The organism is Rhodococcus sp. NPDC080181, from assembly GCF_040702225.1.
Lineage (GTDB): Bacteria > Actinomycetota > Actinomycetes > Mycobacteriales > Mycobacteriaceae > Rhodococcoides > Rhodococcoides fascians.
In genome coordinates, this window is sequence record NZ_JBFBKN010000007.1 from 258939 (window position 1) to 280990 (window position 22052).

Below are 22052 nucleotides of genomic sequence, written 5' to 3' on the forward strand. Positions count from 1 at the left end.
CACCGTGCCGGGCATGTTCTCCCTCGTGCTGCACTCCCACCTGCCCTGGTTGGCCAATCACGGCAGGTGGCCCGTCGGCGAGGAATGGCTGTACCAGTCCTGGGCCGACTGCTACCTCCCACTGACCGCGGCACTGGAACGGCTGGCCGACGACGGTTACGCCGACGTCCTCTCGCTCGGCGTCACCCCGGTACTCGCGGCCCAGCTCGACGATCCACATTGCCTGGCCGGCATGCACCATTGGCTCGGAAACTGGCAGCTACGCGCGCACGAGGCAACCGACCCCGCGCTCTCGATACGTGAACACCGGGCATCCGCCGCAGCTCTGGACCGCTTCGAGACGCGATGGCGACACGGCGGCTCGGCAGTACTTCGTCCGCTGATCGACACGGGCATCGTCGAACTGCTGGGTGGGCCGCTCGCGCACCCGTTCCAACCGTTGCTCGACGAAAGACTGCGGCGGTTCTCCCTGAGCGAGGGCCTACGCGACGCCGCCGCCCGATGGGGCACCACTCCCCGCGGAATCTGGGCACCGGAATGCGGATTCACCCCCGGTATGGAAACCGAATACGCGGCCGCAGGCGTCTCGCACTTCATGGTCGACGGCCCCGCCATGCGGGGCGACACCTCCCTCGGCCGGCCCGTGTGGGATTCGGACGTCGTCGCGTTCGGGCGCGATCTCCCGGTCAGCTACCGCGTCTGGTCACCGAAGTCCGGCTACCCGGGCCACGGTGCCTACCGGGATTTCCACACCTACGACCACGCGACCGGACTCAAACCGGCCCGGGTGACCGGCCGCACCGTCGACTCGAACGACAAGGCTCCCTACGAACCCGAGCGTGCCACGGCAGCAGTGGATCGTCACGTCGCCGACTTCGTCGACGTGGTGCGTCGGCGCTTGATCTCCGAATCCGAGCGGATCGGCCGCGATGCCGTGGTGGTGGCCGCGTTCGACACCGAACTGTTCGGACACTGGTGGCACGAGGGGCCACAGTGGCTCGAAAAGTTGATGCGCGCCCTGCCCGCCGCGGGAGTCACCGTCGGAACGCTGAACGATGCCCGGGAACGGGGATACGTCGGAGCCCCACTCGAACTGCAGGATTCTTCCTGGGGATCGGGCAAGGACTGGCGCGTGTGGGCGGGCGACGACGTCGCCGACCTGGTGAAGCTCAACGCCGAGGTGTCCCGGACCGCGCTCGATGCCGTCGACGCCTCCCGTGCCGTCCGAAGCCGGGCGGGTGGCCCCGAACTGCGCAATCGAGTCGACGATCAGATTCTGCGTGAGACACTCATGGCCGTGGCCAGCGACTGGGCGTTCATGGTCAGCAAGGACTCCGCGGCCGGATACGCCCGAGAGCGAGCTCACGTCCACGCACATGCGCTACGTGAAATCGCTGCCGCGCAGCAGCACCCGGCCCGAGCCGAAGAATTGGCACGGCAATGGAATCACGCAGACGGACTGTTCGCGGCGCTGGACGCACGCAGACTGCCCGGTGCACGCCGAGAAGGCCCAGGGGGGGCGTAGATGAGAGTTCTGATGGTGTCGTGGGAGTACCCACCCGTCGTGGTCGGCGGGCTGGGTCGCCACGTTCATCACCTGGCGACCGAGCTGGTGCGCTGCGGGCACGAGGTCGTCGTTCTCTCTCGCCGACCCACCGGCACCGACGCGTCCACCCATCCCACCTCCCACCACATCGAGGACGGCGTACTGGTGGTCGCCGTCGCCGAGGATCCGGCGCACTTCGTGTTCGGAGAGGACATGCTCGCGTGGACTCTGGCGATGGGGCACGCCATGGTGCGGGCAGGGGTCGCCCTCGGTAAACCCGGCCTCGGCGACGGCTGGCAGCCCGATGTCGTCCACGCCCACGACTGGCTGGTCGCGCACCCGGCCATCGCTCTGGCGGAGTTCTACGACGTGCCGCTGGTCTCGACCATCCATGCCACCGAGGCCGGACGCCACAGCGGCTGGATCTCGGGCACCGTCAACCGCCAGGTCCATTCGATCGAATGGTGGCTCGCGAACGATTCCGACGCGATCATCGCGTGCTCGGCGTCGATGAAGGACGAGGTCACAGCCCTGTTCGACGTCGCCGAGTCGACGGTCTCGGTCATTCACAACGGCATCGACGGATCCGCGTGGAGTTTCCGACGCCGACAGCCCCGCTCCGAGCCCGCGAAATTGCTGTTCGTCGGTCGTCTGGAATACGAGAAGGGCATCCAGGACGCCATAGCCGCTCTGCCACGCGTCAGACGAAGTCACCCCGGCACCACGCTGCACATCGCCGGCGAAGGCACTCAGTTCGGGTGGCTGGCAGGTCTGGCACGCACCCACCGCGTCGCCAGGTCGGTGTCGTTCCTCGGCAACCTGAACCACTCCGATCTGCTCGGATGGCTGCACGGCGCCGACGCCATCGTCCTTCCCAGCCGGTACGAACCCTTCGGCATCATCGCCCTCGAGGCCGCGGCAGCAGGCATTCCGTTGGTGGCATCGACGGCCGGCGGACTCGGCGAGGCGATCGTCGACGGCGTCACCGGGCTGTCCTTTCCGCCGGGTGATGTGGCCGCGCTGACGGCGGCGGTGCGGCGGGTGTTGGACAACGCCGATGCGGCGCAGGAGAGAGCCGTCGCCGCTCGGGAACGTCTCACCGTCGACTTCGACTGGAAGCACGTCGCGGAGTCGACGGCTCGGGTGTACCTCGAAGCCAAGCGCAAGGTTCGCCATCCGCTGGGTCGCCCGCACATCGTCGAACGCGCCCTGCCCGATCGCAGCTGACCCCATGTGAGTGGAACCTCGTAGTCCACTACGAGGTTCCACTCACATGGGTCTCAGCTCTCCCGCGCCACCTCGGCCTGACCGAGAGCCTTCTTGCGCGCGATGTCTTCCAGCGCCGCGATGTACTTCGCTCGCTCGGCTGCGCCGGCCTCCCAGGCCGTCTTGCGATTGCGGACGACTTTGGCCGGGGCACCGACGGCGATGCTGTAGTCCGGAATCTCACCCTTGACGACGGCATGGGCACCGAGGACGCAGCCTCGCCCGATTCTGGTTTCCCGCAGGATCGTCACCTTGGCGGCGATCCAGGTGTCGGGTCCGATTCGTACCGGGCCCTTGACGATTCCCTGGTCCTTGATGGGCATGTTCACGTCGTCCATCCGGTGGTCGAAATCGCAGATGTAGCACCAGTCGGCCACGAGCGTCGACGCGCCGATCTCGATGTCGAGGTAGGTGTTGACGACGTTGTCCTTGCCGAACACCACTTTGTCTCCGATGCGGAGCGAACCCTCGTGGCACCGGATGGCATTGCCGTCGCCGATGTGGACCCACCGACCGATCTCGAGGCGAGACAGTTCAGGGGTGGAGTGAATCTCGACGTTCTTGCCGAGGAAGACCATGCCCCGCAGGATCACGTGCGGGTTCGCGAGCTTGAACTTGGCCAGACGGTAGTACCGAACCAGGTACCAGGGGGTGTAGGCCTTGTTGGCGAGCACCCAGTCGAGGGACGCCCGCGTGAGAAACCGCGCTTGCTCGCTGTCGCGTCGTCTCGACCCGCGCCAGCGTGTTCGCAGCGGCGCGTTCCACATACTCGTCATGGACGTTCACCCTAGTTTCTCGCTCGCCCGCTCTCTGCCGGCACCCGTCAGCGGGCTAGTGTTGTCTCTCGACCGATGCCCGGGCATCGGCGCAGCAGGCCGAGTGACCGCCGATCGAAAGGGCACAACGGACATCATGGGGAGTGCTCGAATGCGTGTCGGGTTCGGTGCAGGTTCGACGTCCGGAGCAGGCAAGGGTCTGACTGCAGTGGCTGCGACGGTCCTGTTGACCCTTGCCGGGTGCAGCACGGAACCTGCTGCCATCGAACCGCTCTCGCCCGACTCCTGGCCCGCGGCGCACGCGAACCTCCGCAACAGTGGCTCGACGGACGTATCGGTCGGTGCTCCACTGACGCGGGACTGGACTCGACCCACCGGCGGCACCGTGACGTCACCGGTATCGATCGGCTCGAACGGTCAGATGTTCGTCACTGCCGCAACGGAATCGGGTTGCAATCTGTTCTCGTTCGAGATCGAGTCCGCCCGCAAACGCTGGTGCAACCGGATCGGCCCTTCCGTGGTGACCGCCACCCCCACCGTCGATTCTGCGATCAACGTCTACATCGGCGACGAAGGCGGGCTGAACTCGTACAACGATCACGGGCAATTACGTTGGCGTACACCGGTATACGGTGTTCCGAAATCCGCCCAGTTCTTGGGCGACGGCAGCGTGCTGTCGATCACCCAGATGGGTCAGGTCAGTGTCCTCGATTCCCAGAACGGCCAACTGCGAGTACCCATTCTCGATCTCGTTCCGGCCCCGGACTTCTTGACCGACCCCGATGCGGACTTCGAGCCGATGGACACCGGACTCGCCCAGTGCAGTTCGGGTGAATCCGAATGCGCTGTGCCTGCCGCGCCCGCGGTGGACCGCGCCAGCGACGCCATCTACCTGACCCTGTGGCGACCGGGTTCGATTGCGCCGCAACTCGTCTCGCTGCAGTACTCCCGCGACGGCGCACCTGGACTCGTCGAACGGTGGTCCTCGGACCTCCTCCCTGCCGGCGTCGCATCGAGCCCGGTGCTCTCCGAGGACGGATCGACGGTCTACATCGCCGACGTCGACGGGCGACTGACCGCATTCGACACCTCGGACGGGAAACAGAAGTGGACCGAGGGCACGGGACTCGGAATCGGAGGCAGTCCATCGATCGCCTCGGACGGCACCATCGTCCCGGCCGGCGGCGACGGCACCCTGATGGGACTTCGAGACAACGGCGACTCGGCCGAGCGCGTGTGGGTTCGCGACGACGTCGAACAGGCCGGGGCAGCAGCACAATCCGCGGACGGGCGCGGCCACACCGTCGTTCGCGACGGCGACGGGCTGGCTCTGCTCACGTTCGACGCGGCGACGGGCGACAGTATCGATTCGCAGCCCCTACCCGATGTCGTCGGCACCACCGTGGGCACGTCCGTCGGTCCCGACGGGCAGGTCGTCACGGCGAGCTACCTGGGCGAGATCTTCACCTACACCGGCTGACGGACCGCGCCCGGCTCGCAGACGAACGCCACGGCCGAGCGCTCGATGCGAGTGATGACGACCGACAGCGAGACCCGACCCCGCAGTTTGAGTTTGGGCCTGAGCAACGCGGGATCCACGTCGACTCCGCGCACCAGGATCTCCACCGCGCCACACCCCAGTCGATTGAGTTGCTGCCGAAGCACTTTCTCCGAGAACTTCGACTGTTCGAGGATTCGGAAACCACGCACTCCGACGGGTACGGCGTCGCCAGTCAGGTACGCGATCCTCGGATCCAATTGCCAGAGGCCGAATTTGGCACCGTAGTGCCGCACCAGTCCGGCCCGCACGACCGCACCGTCCGGATCCACGATGTATTCACCGGGCGGCCGAACGGGAATCTCGTCCGACTCGGCGTCGGTGATCTCGAGCGCACTTCCGTCGGATCGCAGGACCGCGGCACGTCGCCGAATTCCGCTGTCGCCGAGACCTTCCGACCATAGGCACGCCTCGCGTACTCCCCCGTCGAGGGAGACCACCTCGATCTCACCGGGCCAATCGAGGGCATCGAAATCCAGCCCGGGAGCGCATTTGACGACCAGATCTCGCCCCCGATACGCGTCGAGGAGATCCGGCAACGGAGGTTCGAGCGCTGCGGGATCGTGCCGTCGACGACCACCGACGCGTCGTCCGGGATCGGCCACGATCACGGTCCCCCGTGTCGTCGGGGTCAGTGCGTCGGCGCGCAGCACCGTCGCGGAGGGCACGTTGTGGGCAGCCATGCGCACCCGAATCGGGTCCAGGTCACTTCCCACCGCAAGTTCGGTCGTGTCGACCAACGCCGCCAGCTCGCTGCCGATGGAGCAGGTGACATCGTGCACCCGCCGTCCGGCCAGGCGGTCCGCGCGCCTGCGAGCGACGATCGTCGGCGTCGCCTGCTGCACCGCGTCGTCGGTGACGAGCCAGCCGTCGGACCCCAGCAGCTTCGCCCGCGCTTTCCGCCGCACCGTCACCGTCTCGACGAGGGCCGCAACGTGCTCGGGGTAGCGGGCACGTACCGAGGCGATATCGCGCAGCGAAGTTCGCGCGTCGAGCTCGAGTCGGTCGACTGCACCGAGTGCCTCGGCACCGGCCTCGCTTCGCAGGAAGTCGAGGTCGGTGCCGGTGAAGTCATAGCCCACGGTTGGGACCGATCGATGCAGCGTCGGCCGTACGGCCGACGGTGGTGGAACGAATCAAGCGCGGGGCGCGGGCTTGGTTCCGGTGATCATCACGTTGTAGAACATGCCTCGCGGTACCACGTGCTGCAAGACCTTCTCGTCGACCCAGCTCAGTGTCTTCCACCCGTTGAACGCGAACTTGGCCCAGTTCCAGCCGAGCTTGCCTGCCGGAACGGCAGCCTCGAACGTGCGCACCGGCCACCCGAGCAGAGCGGCAGCGAATTCTTCGGTGTTCGCCTGAACGGCCTCGGCACCTGCCGACAACGCGATGTTCTCGAGGTCGGTCGGATCGAACGTGTGCAGGTCCACGACGGCCTCGAGTGCTGCAGCTCGCGAGGACTCGTCGAGTTCTTCCTGTGGTTTGCGCCAGTCCGCCAGGAACGGCAGCTTGGTGGCACGAGTGGTCGCTTCCCAGGTGATACGGCCCAGCCAGCGAGCGTAGAAGTTGCCCACCGTGGTCGGCTCGCCTGCGAAGACGAAGCGTCCACCCGGCTTGAGAACGCGCAGAACTTCTCGAAGAGACTGCTCGACGTCCGGGATGTGGTGAAGCACGGCGTGACCGACCACCAGATCGAAGGTGTCGTCGTCGTACGGAATCGTTTCTGCGTCGGCCACCCGGCCGTCCACATCGAGTCCGAGGTGCTCGGCGTTGCGCAGCGCGACCTTGACCATTCCGGGTGAGAGGTCGGTGACCGAGCCCTTGTCGGCAATCCCGGCCTGCATCAGGTTGAGCAAGAAGAAACCTGTGCCACAACCCAATTCGAGCGCACGACCGTACGGCAGAGCCGCTCGGGCCGATGCGTCACCGGACACCGCCTGATCGAACCTGCCTCGGGCGTAATCGATGCAGCGCTCGTCGTAGGAGATCGACCACTTGTCGTCGTAGGTCTCGGCTTCCCAGTCGTGGTAGAGCACCTGCGCCAGTTTGGTGTCCGACCGCGCTGCCTCGACCTGCTCGGCCGTGGCGTGCGGATTCGGTGCCGGATCGACCTCGCGGTCTCGCGCCTCGGCCGAGACGAGAGGCGTCACAGAAGCAGTCGGTCGATTCGCACCGTCGTGGGGGCTTGCAGTCATGAGGCGAGCCTACTATCCGGTAGCCATGGAACAAGTTCGTCCACCGACCTCGATGCTCAACGCCCGGTGAAAGCGGCCTTACCCGGTCCGTTCGCGATGAAGGATTCCATCCCGACGGTGCGGTCCTCGGTGGCGAACAGGGCCGCGAACTGCTGTGCCTCGACGCGCAGTCCGTTGGTCAGGTCGACGTCCAACCCCTGATCTATGGACGCCTTGGCCGCAGCCAGAGCGCGTGACGCTCCGGTCGTGAACTGCCCCGCCCATGCGCGTGCCGCGTTGTACACCTCGTCCGGCGCAACCACCTCGTCCACCAAACCGATGCGCAGGGCCTCCTCGGCTCCGACGAAACGGCCGGTGAAGACCATGTCCTTGGCGCGACTGGGCCCGATCAGACGGGCCAGGCGCTGCGTGCCGCCGCCCCCGGGAATGACTCCGAGCAGCACCTCGGGAACGCCGAGCTTGGCATTGTCTCCGGCGATGCGTCGGTCTGCGCCGAGCGCGACCTCGAGTCCACCGCCCAGTGCGTATCCGGTCACTGCGGCCACGACCGGTTTGGGAATCATGCTGAGCGAGCCGAGGGCGGACTGCAGTTCCGCCGCGATATCGGTCATCTCGACGACGGACATTGCCGCCATTTCCTTGATGTCGGCACCGGCCGCGAACACCTTTTCGCCGCCGTAGACGATGACCGCTCTGACGTCGGAGTTCACGGTGGCTTCGCGTGCCGCAGCCCGGATCTCCTCCTGCACCTGACGATTGAGCGCGTTCATCGGTGGGCGATCCAAGCGAATGGTGCCGATACCGTCGGATACTTCGAGAGTCACGAACTCAGCCATGGCCGAAGGCTACCGCGCCCGAGTTCAGCGATCCGACCAGGGATGGACCGTGCCCGCGTAGTACGCGTCCTCGCCGTCGAACTCCACTCGGACGGTGCCGTTCTCCCGGGTCAGGACGGGCAGGACCGTCGCGATCGTCTGCTCGTGATCGAGAACGTCGGCCACCGTGTCGAATCGGCCGAGCGCATCGAGCTGGCTCCACGTCGGTGGCAGCAGGACGGTGGTCCCCGAACGCCAGTCCGTCAACGCGTCCTCGGCCGAACGCCAGCTCACCGACGCCGCCTCGCTGGTCTCCCCGTCGGCATTCTGCCCCTCGGGGAGCACGGCAACGAAGAACCTCGTGTCGTACCGTCGGGCTTCACCGATCGGGGTGATCCAGTGCGACCACGGCCGCAGCAGATCTGCTCGCAGAACCAGATCGTGGTCGGCGAGAAACTGGGCGAACGACAGCTCCCGGCGTTCCAGTCGACCGCGTTCCGCAGAGAACGGGGCGGTGTCGGCGACCACCGAATCCGCCGTCGGACCGGCCAACAACACGCCACACTCCTCGAACGTCTCGCGTGCCGCTGCGCACACCAGCGCCTGCGCCTTCCCCTCGTCGGTACCGAACCGGTCGGCCCACCACGACGGCGGCGGACCTGCCCACTCGATGTCCGCGGCCGCATCCGACGGATCCACACCGCCACCGGGAAATACCGTCATGCCGCCCGCGAACGCCATCCCGCCGACGCGTTCGAGAAGGAACACCTCGATGCCGGGTTGTGATCGGCCGTCACGGATCAGGATGACGGTCGACGCATCACGTGCTGGAACGGGATCGGCGGCGGTGCTCGAGCTCATCTCCGCAACGTACCGCTGAGCCGGTGCGCCCGAGCACGGGGTCCGCTCTAGCGGCGGTGCGCCCCGGCAGCGCGCGTGCGCCGCGCGAAGTAGCGACCGTCGACGCGATCGAGGGTGATCGACTGGCTGAATGCCTCGGTCAGGTTCTCCGCCGTGATGACGTCGTCGACCAGGCCTTGCGCAACCACACCGCCCTCCTTGAGGAGTAGTGCGTGGCTGAAGCCGGGCGGGATTTCTTCCACGTGGTGGGTGATCAGCACGGTCGCGGGAGCGTCGGGGTCGGCGGCCAGATCGGCCAACCGGGCTACCAGTTCCTCGCGGCCGCCGAGATCGAGGCCGGCAGCGGGCTCGTCCAGCAACAGCAGTTCGGGGTCGGTCATCAGGGCACGGGCGATCAGTACACGCTTGCGCTCACCCTCCGACAGGGTGCCGTAGGTCCGGGTCGCCAGATGTTCGGCCCCGAGGCTCTCGAGCATCTCGACGGCCCGTTCGGTGTCGATCGCGTCGTACTTCTCCCGCCAGCGCCCCAGCACGGAATATCCGGCGGATACGACCAGATCGGAGACGAGTTCGTCGGCAGGGATTCGGTGCGCCAACGAGGACGACGACAAGCCGATTCGAGGACGCAGTTCCGAGACATCGGTTCTGCCCATCACCTCACCGAGGACGTGAGCGACACCGGACGTGGGATGGATCTCGGCGGCAGCGATACGGAGCAGCGACGTCTTACCTGCACCGTTGGGCCCGAGTACGACCCACCGTTCGTCCAGTTCCACCTTCCAGGTGACGGGACCCACCAACGTCACGCCACCTCGGCGAACTACGACATCGGTGAAATCTACGAGCAGGTCGGGATCCGGTTCAGACACGGCTCCTATCCTCCCGCACACTCCCCGCGCAGACACGGCAGGATGTGCACGCGTGTCGCCCATTGACGATGTACCTCGCACCTCCCGCCGTCCCGTCGACGGGGTCACTCGCGTGAACCCGCCCGGGCAGCCGTTCCCCCTGGGTGCCACTGCGCATCCCACTGGTACGCAATTCGCAGTCCACGCTCCCGGTGCGGATGGCGTCGAGGTATGTCTGATCGACCCGGACGGCGGCGAGCGGCGCGTGGAGTTGACCAACCGGACATTCGGCATCAGACATGCCTTCGTCCCTGACGTCGGGCCAGGCGTGCGGTACGGCTTTCGCGCGCACGGCACCTGGGATCCCCACTCGGGCCGACGATTCAACGGGGCAAAGATCCTGCTCGACCCGTCCGCCCGCCAGGTGTCCGGTGACTTCGGGGATCCCGCGGCCCTGTTGGCCTACGAGGACGACCCGTTCGGAGCCCCCAGCAGTCGCGATTCCCTCGGCCACCTCCCGCTCGGCGTCGTCCGCGGACCGTCGGACAACGGCGACCGGCCGCTGAGGCCTGCCGTTCCCTGGGACAGAACCGTGCTCTACGAATTGCACGTCGGGTCGTTCACCGCGCGCCACAACGGCGTACCCGAACACCTCCGTGGCACCTACCTCGGGCTCGCGCAACCGGCCGTACTCGAACACCTGGCTCGAACGGGCATCACGTCGGTCGAATTGCTGCCGGTCCACACCACGTTCACCGAACCCGGGGTACGCGCTCGAGGGATGCGAAACCATTGGGGCTACTCCACGGGCGCGTATTTCGCTCCCGATCCGCGTTTCGCCGCCGTACGAGGCAACGAAGTGGACGAGTTCCGGACGATGGTCGACGCGTTGCACAGCGCAGGGATCGAAGTGATCCTCGACGTGGTCTACAACCACACGTGCGAATCCGCGGTCGACGGGCCGTCGATCAGTTGGCGGGGTCTCGACGCGCCGGGGTACTACCTGCTCGACGGTCGCGGATCCGACGTCGACCTGACCGGTTGCGGCAACACACTCGATTCGGCGTCTCCCGCCGTGGTCCGCATGGTGTGCGACAGCCTGCGGTACTGGGTGCAGGACATGGGCGTGGACGGATTCCGATTCGACCTGGCCAGTACGCTCGGCCGACCGGGCGGTTGGCGATTCGATTCTCGTGCACCGCTGTTGACGGCGATCGGTACCGATCCGGTGCTGTCGGGCGTCAAGTTGATCGCCGAACCCTGGGATGCGACCGGTGCCGGATATCAGGTGGGCAACTTCGGGGTCATGTGGTCCGAGTGGAACGACCGCTACCGAGATACCGTGCGAGGATTCTGGGCCGGCCATCACGGAGTGCGCGAATTGGCTTCCCGCCTAGCCGGTTCCGAGGACCTCTATGCCGGCAGCGGTCGACTGCCGTGGGCGTCGATCAATTTCGTCACCGCACACGACGGATTCACCGCACACGATCTGGTCTCGTACGAACGAAAGCACAACGAAGCCAACGGCGAAGAGAACAGAGACGGCACCGACAACAACTCCTCGGTCAACTACGGCGTCGAGGGTCCGACCGACGATCCCTCCGTCCTCGACGACCGTGGGCGACACGTCCGTGCTCTGCTTGCCACCCTGACGCTGTCGACCGGAACACCGATGCTGCTCGCAGGTGACGAACTCGGCCACAGCCAGGGCGGAAACAACAACGCGTACTGCGTATCTCACGATGCACCGGCATCCGACGCCTGGGCAGTCGACTGGGACAGCGCGGATCAGAACATGATTCGATTCGTGGCGCGCCTGCTGCGCGTACGTGCGAGCGCCCCGACACTGCGTCAGCAGGAGTTCTTCACCGGCCGGGCGACGCCGACCGGTCGACCGGACCTCGTCTGGTTCGATTCCGCCGGAATCGAATTCGATCACGACAGATGGAACGACGATTCGGTGCGCACGATCTCCGCCTGGGTCGACGGGTCCGACGTGCGTTCCTACGCCTCCGACGGCGGGCAGGTGGACGACGCGAGTTCGTTGCTGATCTTGCATTCCGGCGGTCCCGCGGAGATCACGCTGGCCTGCCCCAGTTGGTCGTCGTCTCGATTCGTGCCCGTCCTCGATTCCTCTCGCGTGGACGGCGTCCCACCCGATACCACTGCACTGGAGGCAGGTTCGAAGATTTCGGTGACCGGCTCCACCGTTCTCGTGTTCCGCAGCGCCGGTAGGTGAGTCATGAACAGCTGCACGAGCGGTCCTACCCCGAGCGCGTAGAGCACCGTACCCACACCGAGAGTTCCGCCGAGCAGCCAGCCGGTGAGTACCACTGTCAGTTCGATTCCCGTGCGAGTGACGCGAATCGACCATCCGGTGCGCGCCACCAACCCGGTCATCAAACCGTCTCGGGGGCCCGGGCCCATTCCCGCACCGATGTAGAGCGCCGTGGCGAAGGCATTGACGACGATGCCCGACACCATTGCCAGTGTCCGAACGATCGGCCCGTCCAGATGGGGCAGGATCGCCGACGTCGTATCCACGGCGACAGCGATGACGATCACGTTGCTCACGGTCCCCAAACCCGGACGCTGCCGCAGCGGTATCCACATCAGGAGCACCGCCACGCCGGTGATGGCAGTGATGGTTCCGAAGCTGAGTGACAGGTGCCGCGACAGACCTTGGTGGAACACATCCCAGGGGTTGACGCCGAGCCCACCGGCGATCATCAGCGACATGGACGCGCCGTACAGCCACAGGCCGACGTAGAGCGCCGTCAGGCGAGACGGGAGACGACGGCCGGCGACGCGTAGCGGTGAGAAAGGCATGGTGTCAGTGTCCGGCCACTGGATACCTCGTTCGATAGCCAGTTGCGCGACAGTGGACCCCCGGCCGATGCTGCGTTACATCCGGACAGCGATCACGGTCGTCGAACCGGGAGCCACTTCGGTGAAACCAGCATCTCGGACTGCGACGGCGCGACCCGCGCGGACCTCGTCCAGCGCGTGCGTCCACTGCTCCGGATCCGCCGATCGAACCGAACAGGCGAAACCGGAATCGGCCCAGGCTCGACAGTCGTCGAGGCTCATCGCACCGGCCAGCAACATCGACGCATGACCCACCTGCGCCGCGGCCTTGCCCACCGTCATCGACAGGGACGCGTCGATCCACAGCACCGGCCCGGCGCTCGGCGGTGACTCTTCTTCGGCCGGTACGTCGGTGCCGCCGATCTGAAGACGCTTGATGCGCGGATCCAGATCGCCGACGCGGCCCGGCACGAAAGCACGGGCCGAAGCGTTCCCGACCTCGACCGTGACACCCGGAACTTCCTGCGCTGCAGTCCATTGCGCGCCGCGGGCACGGCGGGCCACCTTCCTGATCCGCGCCGAGGTCCACGCAACGAAAGGCTCGTGCCACGAGGCGTCGACACCGACCCGTGGGTCGAGGCACAGCGCCACGACGGCTCGGGCGGCGGCTTCGAGTAGGTCGTTGCGCACCGGCGGGTCGGCCTTGGGTATGTGCAGCACCATGGGCATGGCCAGAACCTCAGACGGGTCCTCGGGATCCTCGGCACCGCCGTAGCCGCGGGCCAACTCGGCGTGACGCGAGGCGAAGGTGTTGGCGTCCGAGAACTGCTCGGGTTCAGCCGTATCGGACGTCGACCCGGCACGGTCCCGATCGACGGAGTCGCCGACGGCGGGGGCGTCGGTCATGGGATCGGGACGCGGCGGACTCCCCCGTCGACGGCATCCGCGGCTTCGATCTCGTTTCGGGTGACCCCGAGAATGAACAGGACGGCGTCCAAGTACGGGTGCGAGATCGCAGTGTCGGCGATCTCGCGTAGCGCGGGCTTGGCGTTGAACGCAACGCCGAGCCCGGCCGCGGTGAGCATGTCGATGTCGTTGGCACCGTCGCCGACCGCGACCGTCTGCTCCATCGGCACTCCGGCTTGGGCGGCGAACTCCCGCAGTGCGGTCGCCTTCGCAGCACGGTCGACGACGTCGCCGATGACGCGGCCGGTCAACTTCCCGTCGACGATCTCGAGTGTGTTGGCCTTGACGTAGTCGAGTTCGAGTTCGTGAGCCAAACCCTCGATCACCTGGCGGAATCCACCCGATACGACACCGCAGGCGAAACCGAGACGCCGAAGCGTCCGGATGGTCGTTCGAGCCCCCGCCGTCAGCTCCAAGCTGTCGGCGACGTCGTCGATGACGGATGCGTCCAGGCCGGCCAGCGCTGCGACACGCTGTTCCAACGACTCGGCGAAGTCGATCTCCCCGCGCATCGCCGCCTCGGTGACGGCACGTACCTCGTCTTCGCGCCCGGCCCGGGCGGCAAGCATCTCGATGACCTCGCCCTGGACCAACGTCGAGTCCACGTCGAACACGATGAGTCGTTTCGACCTCCGTGCGATGCCGGCTCGCTCCACTGCGATGTCGACGCCGATTCCCGCTGCGATCGCGGCGAGGCCGGTGCGTAGCTGGAGGTCTGCCTCAGGCGAGGTGTCGGTGGCGGTGACCTGAAGTTCGAGGCCCGTCACCGGGTAGTCCGCGATCCCACGGATGGAATCGATGTTGGTCCCCTGCCGGGCCAATTCTCTCGAGATGGTGCTGAATGCTCGCGCGGTGACCGGACGGCCGAGCACGACGACGACATGCGTGGCCAGTGTGCGTCCACCGTTCTGTGCCGCGTCGATCTCGACATCGACATGGACGCCCACGGTGGCCATCGCGTCTTCGAGTTCTTCCTGGAGCGCCTCGGGATCGCGTGGACAGGTCAGCAACACACCGAGGGTCAGCCTGTTGCGGATGACCACCTGCTCCACGTCGAGCAGGCTGACGTCGTGCCGCGACAGGGCCGCGAACAGCACCGATGTGACACCTGGTTTGTCGGGTCCCGTCACCGTTACCAACACCGCAGTGTCGCTCGATCTCACCGAATCTCCCTTTCGCACTGTCCCCCCATTACTGGTGTGCCCTGCTCGTGTCCCGCGACTGCCGCCGAACGGGCCGGACGCGCAGGGAAGATTGTCGCAAGCGAAGAGCCCCGCCCGGTAGCCGGGAGGGGCTCTCGCTGTGCTGTGGACTACCGGGGATCCGGGTCGCCCGAACCTTCGTGATCGCTGGTCGCGATCGGAGCCCGGCGGGCCTGTTCGAGTACCGCGGTGGTCTTGCCACCATGAGCACCAGGACCGACGTGCGCTTCGGACCGCATCCGCTCGACCATGTGCGGGTAGTGCAGCTCGAACGCCGGACGCTCGGAACGAATCCGGGGCAGCTCGGTGAAGTTGTGCCTCGGGGGCGGGCACGAGGTGGCCCACTCCAGCGAGTTTCCGTAACCCCACGGATCGTCGACTGTGACGACCTCACCGTATCGGTACGACTTGAACACGTTCCAGACGAACGGCAGTGTCGAGGCACCGAGGATGAACGCACCGATGGTCGAGATGATGTTCAGTTCGGTGAAGCCGTCGGACGGCAGGTAGTCGGCGTAGCGACGCGGCATGCCTTCGTTACCGAGCCAGTGCTGCACCAGGAACGTGGCGTGGAATCCGAAGAACGTCAGCCAGAAGTGCCACTTGCCCAGAGCCTCGTCCATCATCCGGCCCGTCATCTTCGGGAACCAGAAGTAGATTCCTGCGTAGGTCGCGAACACCACGGTGCCGAACACCACGTAGTGGAAGTGGGCGACGACGAAGTACGTGTCGGTGACCTGGAAGTCGATGGGAGGCGAAGCCAACAGCACACCGGTCAGTCCGCCGAACACGAACGTGATGAGGAAGCCGATCGAGAACAGCATGGGCGTTTCGAGCGTGACCTGTCCGCGCCACATCGTGCCGACCCAGTTGAAGATCTTCACACCGGTCGGAACAGCGATGAGGAATGTCATGAACGAGAAGAACGGCAGCAGTACCGCGCCGGTGGCGTACATGTGGTGGGCCCACACGGCGATCGACAGTGCAGCGATGGCGATCGTCGCGTAGATCAGACCCGAGTAACCGAAGATCGGCTTGCGGGAGAACACCGGGAACACCTCGGACACGATTCCGAAGAACGGCAACGCGATGATGTAGACCTCGGGGTGCCCGAAGAACCAGAACAGGTGCTGCCACAGCAGCACTCCGCCCGTTGCCGGGTCGAAGAGATGCGCGCCCAGGTGGCGGTCGGCGGCAAGGCCGAGCAGTGCGGCGGTCAGCAGCGGGAACGCCAGCAGGATAAGAATCGACGTGACCAGGATGTTCCAGGTGAAGATGGGCATCCGGAACATCGTCATACCGGGGGCGCGGAGGCAGATCACCGTGGTGATCATGTTGACGCCACCGAGGATGGTTCCCAGACCGGCGACGGCGAGGCCCATGATCCACAGGTCGGCACCGACACCGGGCGAGTGCAGAGCAGAGGTGAGAGGCGTGTACGCCGTCCATCCGAAGTCGGCTGCGCCACCCGGGGTGATGAAGCCGGCCGTGGTGATCAGCGCACCGAACAGGTACAGCCAGTAGGAGAACGCGTTGAGACGCGGGAACGCCACGTCCGGCGCACCGATCTGCAGCGGAAGAATGTAGTTGGCAAAGCCGAACACGATCGGCGTTGCGTACAGCAGCAACATGATGGTGCCGTGCATCGTGAACAGCTGGTTGTACTGCTCGTTGGACAGGAACTGCATCCCCGGCACGGCCAACTCGGCGCGCATCAACAGCGCCATCAGTCCACCGACGAGGAAGAAGGCGAACGACGTCGCGATGTACATGATCCCGAGAACCTTGGGATCGGTTGTGGTCACCGCCTTGTGGATGAACGAACCCTTCGGTCCCATCCGCGGCGGGAAAGGCCGAGCAGCATCCACCGCGGGAGCGGGCCTAGGCGCTAGGGCAGTCACAGATCCTCCTGATTGCGCGTCCGACCCCGAATCACGAGGCGACGTCACTAGTCGTGCGCTACTCGAATCGTAGACCGTCGGACCGACGCTTGCCGAACCGGTCCTACCGTGTGTCGTATTGGATTCGATCGAACCATGGTTCGGGGTGCGATCTGCCTGCGCCGTCGGCCTTTACGAGCCCTCCGACACACCCCGGAACACCGTGCGAGCAGATGGCCGAGAAGGGTCCGCGGCAGTGCTCTGCGCGAGGCGATTTCCGTTACTGTGTGAGACCACCCGACCCGCAGAAAGAAGTTCCGCGTTGCCACTTCGACCACGACTCCCCCGCCGGTTCGCGCCACACACCACGGGCACGGCGGCTGCTGTCTGTCTGATGGCAGCCGTGGCGTTGACCGGATGCTCCGACTCCGCGACCGAGGACGACGCATCCACCATCGTTCGCAGTACGACGAACATTGCCGGAGCGGGGGTGGTCGGTAACAACCGGGACACCGTCGGACTGTGTCCCGCACTTGCCCCACTCGACCCGACTGGAGTCGAGGGCGATACGCGCCCCGTCGGGCACGCCGAGGGCATCAGTGCCATCCCGGCCGATCCACAGCGCATCGTCGTCCTCGACGCTGCAGGCCTCGACGCCAGCTGCGCGGTCGGGATCTGGGAACGCGTCGTCGGCGCGGCCACGCTCGATCCCGACTTCCGGGGAGACGGAGACCAGCCGCTGTACCTGGGTACCGGCCTGGCGTCGGTTCCGTCGGTCGGCCCGGTCGGTGCCCCCGACCTCGATGCGATCGCCGCCCTCGCCCCGGACCTGATCCTGGGGGCCGATTCTCTCGGATCCGATACCTACGATTCGCTGACTGCCATCGCGCCGACCGTGTTCACCGCGACCGGACAGGGATGGAAAGACACTTTTCTGCAGTCCGCAGCCGCCTTGGGTCGAGGCCAGGCAGGATTCGACCAGCTCGCGTCGTTCTCCGCGGATGCCGAACGCGTCGGTCGCGAGATCGATGCAACCCAGACGCAGGCGTCGGTCATCCGATTCGATGCCGATTCCGTCGAGGTCGACGGCCAAGATTCGTTCGCCGGCCAGGTGCTCGCCGAGGTCGGCGTGGCACGGCCACAGAATCAGCGTGACACCGGTTTCTCGGTCGAGCCCGGCAACCTGGAGCCCGTCGAGGGCGACATCGTCTACGTGCGATTCGCGGGTCCGGACGGCGAGACCTTCGGCCGTGAGGTGATGGACGGCGACGCGTGGCACGCTCTCGGCTCGGTCACCGACGGGCGGGTGTTCGCGGTGAACGACACGGTCTGGTCGGGCAGCGGGGTCGTCGCGGCGCGGGCCGTTCTGGCCGACCTGTCCGCTTCTCTGAACGCCTACGTGTCCTGACGCGATGCCTATCCCGGACTTCGTTCAGGCGCTGCGCAGCGTCGTCGGCACGTCCCCGCTGTGGCTGTCCGGCGTCAGCGCAGTCGTTCTCGACGACGATCGGCGCGTGCTGCTGACTCTGCGGGCAGACAACAACACCTGGGCCGTGGTGTCCGGAATCCTCGAACCCGGCGAGGAACCTGCACCCGCCGCGCTGCGTGAGATCGGTGAGGAGACCGGTGTGGACGCCACGATCGTGCGCCTGACGAGCGTCGACGTGACGGAGCCCATCACGTACCCCAACGGCGACGTCGCGCAGTATCTGGACATCACGTTCCTCGCTCGCTACACCGGCGGCACTCCTCATGTCGCCGACGACGAGAACCTCGATGTGGCCTGGTTCGAGCTCGATGGCCTACCCGAAAACCTCACGGCCACTTCGCGATTGCGAATCGAGAAAGCCATCGCCGACGACCCGTCGGCATGGTTTCGACGCTGACTCCCCTGCCGCACCGAGTACACAGCTCCACCGAACCGTCCCTGTTTCGATTCGTAATGTGATATCACTTTACTATCAACATCGAGAGGGAGGTTCTCATGTCCGCACCCGCTACCGTCGCCGAGAAGCCGACGGGTACACCGACCACGACCATCGCCGAGCGCACCGGCTGGGATCTGCCGGGCTGGTCGATGCTCGGCGTCGGTCTCGCGCTGTTTCTCGGCGGAATCGCCGCGTTCGCTCTCGGACTGGTCTTCTCCGTGGTGGGGCTCACGGTCGTCGGAGTCGTCCTGTTCGTGCTCTCGCTGCCGGCACTCATGGGATTGACTCTGGTGCAACCGAATCAAGCTCGCGTTCTGCAGCTACTCGGCAGTTCGTACAGCGGGACGCTGCGTACACCGGGGCTGCGCTGGACCAATCCGTTGACGTACCGCAGGGCCATCTCGACGCGAATTCGCAACCACGAGACCGGTCAATCGAAGGTCAACGACGCCGACGGCAATCCGATCGAGATCTCTGCCATCGTCGTCTGGCAGGTTGCCGATACCGCCCTGGCGTCCTTCCAGGTCGACGATTACGAGGAGTTCGTCGCCGTCCAGACCGAATCGGCCGTCCGTCATATCGCCGGTAGCTACCCGTACGACGCCGAAGGACGAATGTCGTTGCGCGAGAACGCCGACGAGATCACCGCCGCCATGTCGGAGGAAGTACACGCGCGGGTGCGATCGGCCGGCGTCGAGGTGATCGAGACCCGCATCAACCGTCTTGCCTATGCTCCGGAGATCGCGCAGGCCATGCTGCGACGCCAGCAGGCCGGAGCTGTCATCGCAGCGCGTCAGCAGATCGTCGAAGGTGCGGTGGGAATGGTGGAGATGGCACTCTCGAAGCTCGAGGAGAAACACGTCGTGGAACTCGACGAGGAGCGGAAAGCGGCCATGGTGTCGAATCTGCTCGTCGTGTTGTGCAGCGATCGCGATACCCAGCCCGTCGTCAACACCGGATCGCTGTACCAGTGAGCCATGGCCGTCGAGCGTAAGAAAATTCTGCTTCGGCTGGACCCAGCGGTGCACGACGCTCTTGCCCGCTGGGCCTCCGACGAGCTCCGAAGCACCAACGCTCAGATCGAGTTCCTACTGCGTCGAGCACTGAGCGAGCAGGGCCGAATGCCGAAGGAGGCCAGAGACATTCGCGCGCCGGGCCGCCCACCGAAGGAGTGAGCGGCCCGGCGCGAGGATGGGTTTCTAGAAGTCCCAGTCCTCGTCTTCGGTGTTGACGGCCTTTCCGATGACGTACGAGGATCCCGAGCCGGAGAAGAAGTCGTGGTTCTCGTCGGCGTTGGGTGACAGTGCCGACAGAATTGCCGGATTTACATCCGTCTCGTCCTTGGGGAACAGACCCTCGTAGCCGAGGTTGTTCAGTGCCTTGTTGGCGTTGTAGCGCAGGAACTTCTTGACGTCCTCGGTCAGACCGATCTCGTCGTACAGATCCTGGGTGTACTCGACCTCGTTGTCGTACAACTCGAACAGCAACTCGAACGTGTAGTTCTTGAGTTCCTCGCGCCGCTCCTCGCTGACCTTCTCGAGACCCTTCTGGTACTTGTATCCGATGTAGTACCCGTGGACGGCCTCGTCGCGAATGATCAGCCTGATCAGGTCCGCCGTGTTGGTCAGCTTGGCCCGTGAGGACCAGTACATCGGCAGGTAGAAGCCGGAGTAGAAGAGGAACGACTCGAGCAGAGTCGACGCCACCTTGCGCTTGAGCGGGTCGTCACCGTGATAGAAGTTCAGTACGATCTCGGCCTTGCGCTGAAGGTTGACGTTCTCCTCGGACCAGCGGAACGCATCGTCGATATCGCGGGTGGAGCTGAGGGTGGAGAAGATGGAGCTGTAGCTCTTCGCGTGCACCGACTCCATGAACGCGATGTTGGTGTACACCGCCTCCTCGTGCGGAGTGATGGCGTCGGGAATGAGGCTGACGGCACCGACCGTCCCCTGAATTGTGTCCAGCAGGGTCAGTCCGGTGAACACGCGCATCGTCAGCTGCTTCTCGACGGCGGTCAGAGTGGCCCACGACGGGATGTCGTTGGACACCGGCACCTTCTCGGGCAGCCAGAAATTACTGGTGAGACGCTCCCAGACTTCGGAGTCCTTGTCGTCCTGGACCCGATTCCAGTTGATTGCGGAAACGCGATCGATCAGCTTCACCATGTGTCCTATCTACCGAGAGAATCTGCCGAATATTGGCTTGCTTGAACACTACCCGTTGTGTCCGACATCAATAGCTAACACAAGATCTGTGTCGTGCGCGTTTTGCGTACCTGGAGGGGCGCACAACGCGCACGACGTGAGTTCGCCCTCCCAGCCCTCACGTCGAAGAACCTGCGCCACGTCTCCTGCGACGCCGCACGGATCGCTGCTGACCTCCTCGTACCCGAAAACGAGTCGCGCACGCGAACCGACGACCGTCCAGGCGCACGGTCAGCGTACGAGATCCAACTCGGTACACGACGTCCTCGTAGAGTGTCCGCCCGTCGACCTTTATCTCGCTCTGCCGTTCGGCAGCAGGGAGCCCGTGAGCCTCTTCGACGTTGGTCGCATATTCGAGTTCGAGAACAGACTGAACGCCGTTCGCGAGCAAGTCGACGGCTTCGGTCAGCGCTGTGAGATACCGGTACGGCCTGCGGACAGCGATCTGCTCCCGAACGTCCGTCAATCGAATTCGCCGCTGAGTCACCGACGACACCAAGCTGTCGAAAGCCTGCCTCGGCGTAGGTTCCGACACCGCGAGATCGAGTGCAGTGTCCACCAGCGTCGTTCGCGGCATATCCCCTGGTACGCCGATGTGCCGGTGCGCACGAGATCGGTGCACCACCACTCCGGGATGCAGCGATAGTCCGATGCCCGCCACCAGCCTCGTTCCGGCCCTGGGGACCGAGCGCAGCGTCGGGCGCTGATTGCATGCAGACTTTCCGTACGGCACGGTGACGTGGACGGCCGAATCGGGATCGGGCCGTCGCAATCCCCATTCTTCGGCTGCGGAGCGGTGGCTCAGCATTGCGTGCCCACCTCCGTACAGAAGCGCTGCCATCAGGATCCGATCCCGAGTCAACGGTCCGGTGAAGATCGAGTAGACGCCGCGCAGAACAACGATCCACGCGCCACTGTCCACCAGCTTGCGGACTCGATTTCGGCTGTACCCCAACTTCGTGACCTGCGACTGAGTGAACAGCCCCCACTGCGTGTCGATCAGAACCTGAAGTTCTCGACCGTCCCCCCGACCATGTTCCATGGCCGGCCATCCTGCCCAGTGGGTACGACAACTTCCGTCGTGCGCGTTTTGCGCCCCTCCAGGTACGAGTTCATCAGCGCCGGTAGTGGCATCACTCCGATCATCAGCATGTTGCGATCCCTGGATCATCACGACCAGGTCCGCGACGTGGTCGTAG

The 22052-nt window shown here is 65.5% G+C and carries 18 protein-coding genes and 2 pseudogenes; 8 read left to right on the top strand and 12 right to left on the bottom strand.

What is annotated here, in order from left to right:
• Nucleotides 1-13 precede the first annotated feature (13 nt).
• On the top strand, nt 14-1525 hold the full coding sequence (locus tag AB0O58_RS11575; protein ID WP_052061558.1) for a glycoside hydrolase family 57 protein: 1512 nt from the start codon (nt 14-16) through the stop codon (nt 1523-1525).
• Nucleotides 1526-2773, top strand: coding sequence for a glycosyltransferase family 4 protein (locus AB0O58_RS11580; protein ID WP_032372654.1), 1248 nt, complete (start codon nt 1526-1528; stop codon nt 2771-2773).
• Nucleotides 2774-2826: 53 nt separating this feature from the next.
• Here the strand turns inward: AB0O58_RS11580 and AB0O58_RS11585 are convergent, their stop codons facing one another.
• Nucleotides 2827-3588 carry an acyltransferase gene (locus tag AB0O58_RS11585; protein WP_206497942.1) on the bottom strand — a complete coding sequence of 254 codons (762 nt, stop codon included), beginning with the start codon at nt 3586-3588 and terminating at the stop codon, nt 2827-2829.
• Between AB0O58_RS11585 and AB0O58_RS11590 the strand changes: the two genes are divergently transcribed.
• Nucleotides 3587-5068 carry a PQQ-binding-like beta-propeller repeat protein gene (locus AB0O58_RS11590; protein ID WP_230074270.1) on the top strand — a complete coding sequence of 494 codons (1482 nt, stop codon included), beginning with the start codon at nt 3587-3589 and terminating at the stop codon, nt 5066-5068. The genes AB0O58_RS11585 and AB0O58_RS11590 overlap by 2 nt on opposite strands.
• Here the strand turns inward: AB0O58_RS11590 and AB0O58_RS11595 are convergent.
• Genes AB0O58_RS11595 through AB0O58_RS11615 form a run of 5 tightly spaced genes read right to left on the bottom strand, consistent with a single transcriptional unit; the run spans nt 5056 to nt 9886 of the window.
• A complete protein-coding gene (locus AB0O58_RS11595; RefSeq protein WP_027496618.1) occupies nt 5056-6228 on the bottom strand; it encodes a hypothetical protein in 1173 nt (390 codons plus the stop codon). The two genes, AB0O58_RS11590 and AB0O58_RS11595, sit on opposite strands and share 13 nt — an antisense overlap.
• Before the next feature lie 54 nt (nt 6229-6282).
• Complete coding sequence (locus AB0O58_RS11600; RefSeq protein ID WP_032370757.1) at nt 6283-7341, bottom strand: class I SAM-dependent methyltransferase; 1059 nt, start codon at nt 7339-7341, stop codon at nt 6283-6285.
• Between the two features lie 56 nt (nt 7342-7397).
• A complete protein-coding gene (locus AB0O58_RS11605; RefSeq protein WP_366238197.1) occupies nt 7398-8177 on the bottom strand; it encodes an enoyl-CoA hydratase-related protein in 780 nt (259 codons plus the stop codon).
• 24 nt (nt 8178-8201) lie between these two features.
• Nucleotides 8202-9017 carry an NUDIX domain-containing protein gene (locus AB0O58_RS11610; RefSeq protein ID WP_032390078.1) on the bottom strand — a complete coding sequence of 272 codons (816 nt, stop codon included), beginning with the start codon at nt 9015-9017 and terminating at the stop codon, nt 8202-8204.
• 47 nt (nt 9018-9064) lie between these two features.
• Entirely contained in the window at nt 9065-9886 is an 822-nt protein-coding gene (locus tag AB0O58_RS11615) for an ABC transporter ATP-binding protein (protein ID WP_027496614.1), read from the bottom strand.
• 61 nt (nt 9887-9947) lie between these two features.
• On the opposite strand from AB0O58_RS11615, the gene glgX reads away from it, so the two are divergent.
• Nucleotides 9948-12104 carry a glycogen debranching protein GlgX gene (gene glgX / locus AB0O58_RS11620; protein ID WP_052067086.1) on the top strand — a complete coding sequence of 719 codons (2157 nt, stop codon included), beginning with the start codon at nt 9948-9950 and terminating at the stop codon, nt 12102-12104.
• Here the strand turns inward: glgX and AB0O58_RS11625 are convergent.
• The 4 genes and pseudogenes from AB0O58_RS11625 to ctaD all read right to left on the bottom strand — a co-directional run.
• Nucleotides 12047-12694: pseudogene (locus AB0O58_RS11625) on the bottom strand (membrane protein); the annotation flags it as partial. The gene glgX and the pseudogene AB0O58_RS11625 sit on opposite strands and share 58 nt — an antisense overlap.
• Nucleotides 12695-12769: 75 nt before the next feature.
• Entirely contained in the window at nt 12770-13579 is an 810-nt protein-coding gene (locus AB0O58_RS11630) for an aminoacyl-tRNA hydrolase (RefSeq protein ID WP_027496611.1), read from the bottom strand.
• Nucleotides 13576-14802, bottom strand: a complete 1227-nt coding sequence (serB, locus tag AB0O58_RS11635; RefSeq protein WP_027496610.1) for a phosphoserine phosphatase SerB — start codon at nt 14800-14802, stop codon at nt 13576-13578. The genes AB0O58_RS11630 and serB overlap by 4 nt, the downstream gene beginning before the upstream one ends.
• Before the next feature lie 149 nt (nt 14803-14951).
• Nucleotides 14952-16742: a cytochrome c oxidase subunit I gene (ctaD, locus tag AB0O58_RS11640; protein WP_027496609.1), complete on the bottom strand. Its 1791-nt coding sequence runs from the start codon at nt 16740-16742 to the stop codon at nt 14952-14954.
• Between the two features lie 373 nt (nt 16743-17115).
• Here ctaD and AB0O58_RS11645 point away from each other — a divergent pair, with 373 nt between their 5' ends.
• From AB0O58_RS11645 to AB0O58_RS11660, 4 genes are all read left to right on the top strand, one after another.
• Nucleotides 17116-18129 (top strand): iron-siderophore ABC transporter substrate-binding protein, encoded by a 1014-nt coding sequence (locus tag AB0O58_RS11645; protein ID WP_052067034.1) that lies wholly within the window; start codon nt 17116-17118, stop codon nt 18127-18129.
• 4 nt (nt 18130-18133) lie between these two features.
• Nucleotides 18134-18607 carry an NUDIX domain-containing protein gene (locus AB0O58_RS11650; protein ID WP_027496607.1) on the top strand — a complete coding sequence of 158 codons (474 nt, stop codon included), beginning with the start codon at nt 18134-18136 and terminating at the stop codon, nt 18605-18607.
• A 98-nt stretch (nt 18608-18705) separates the two neighbouring features.
• Nucleotides 18706-19623, top strand: coding sequence for an SPFH domain-containing protein (locus AB0O58_RS11655; RefSeq protein ID WP_027496606.1), 918 nt, complete (start codon nt 18706-18708; stop codon nt 19621-19623).
• Between the two features lie 3 nt (nt 19624-19626).
• The gene (locus AB0O58_RS11660; RefSeq protein ID WP_032370750.1) at nt 19627-19824 is read left to right on the top strand and encodes a hypothetical protein; all 198 of its coding nucleotides are present in this window, start codon (nt 19627-19629) and stop codon (nt 19822-19824) included.
• Between the two features lie 24 nt (nt 19825-19848).
• Here AB0O58_RS11660 and nrdF read toward each other — a convergent pair whose 3' ends face one another.
• Both nrdF and AB0O58_RS11670 read right to left on the bottom strand, forming a co-directional pair.
• Nucleotides 19849-20814, bottom strand: coding sequence for a class 1b ribonucleoside-diphosphate reductase subunit beta (gene nrdF / locus AB0O58_RS11665; RefSeq protein ID WP_027496604.1), 966 nt, complete (start codon nt 20812-20814; stop codon nt 19849-19851).
• Nucleotides 20815-20862: 48 nt separating this feature from the next.
• Nucleotides 20863-21895, bottom strand: a pseudogene (locus tag AB0O58_RS11670) (type IV toxin-antitoxin system AbiEi family antitoxin domain-containing protein).
• Between the last annotated feature and the right edge of the window lie 157 nt (nt 21896-22052).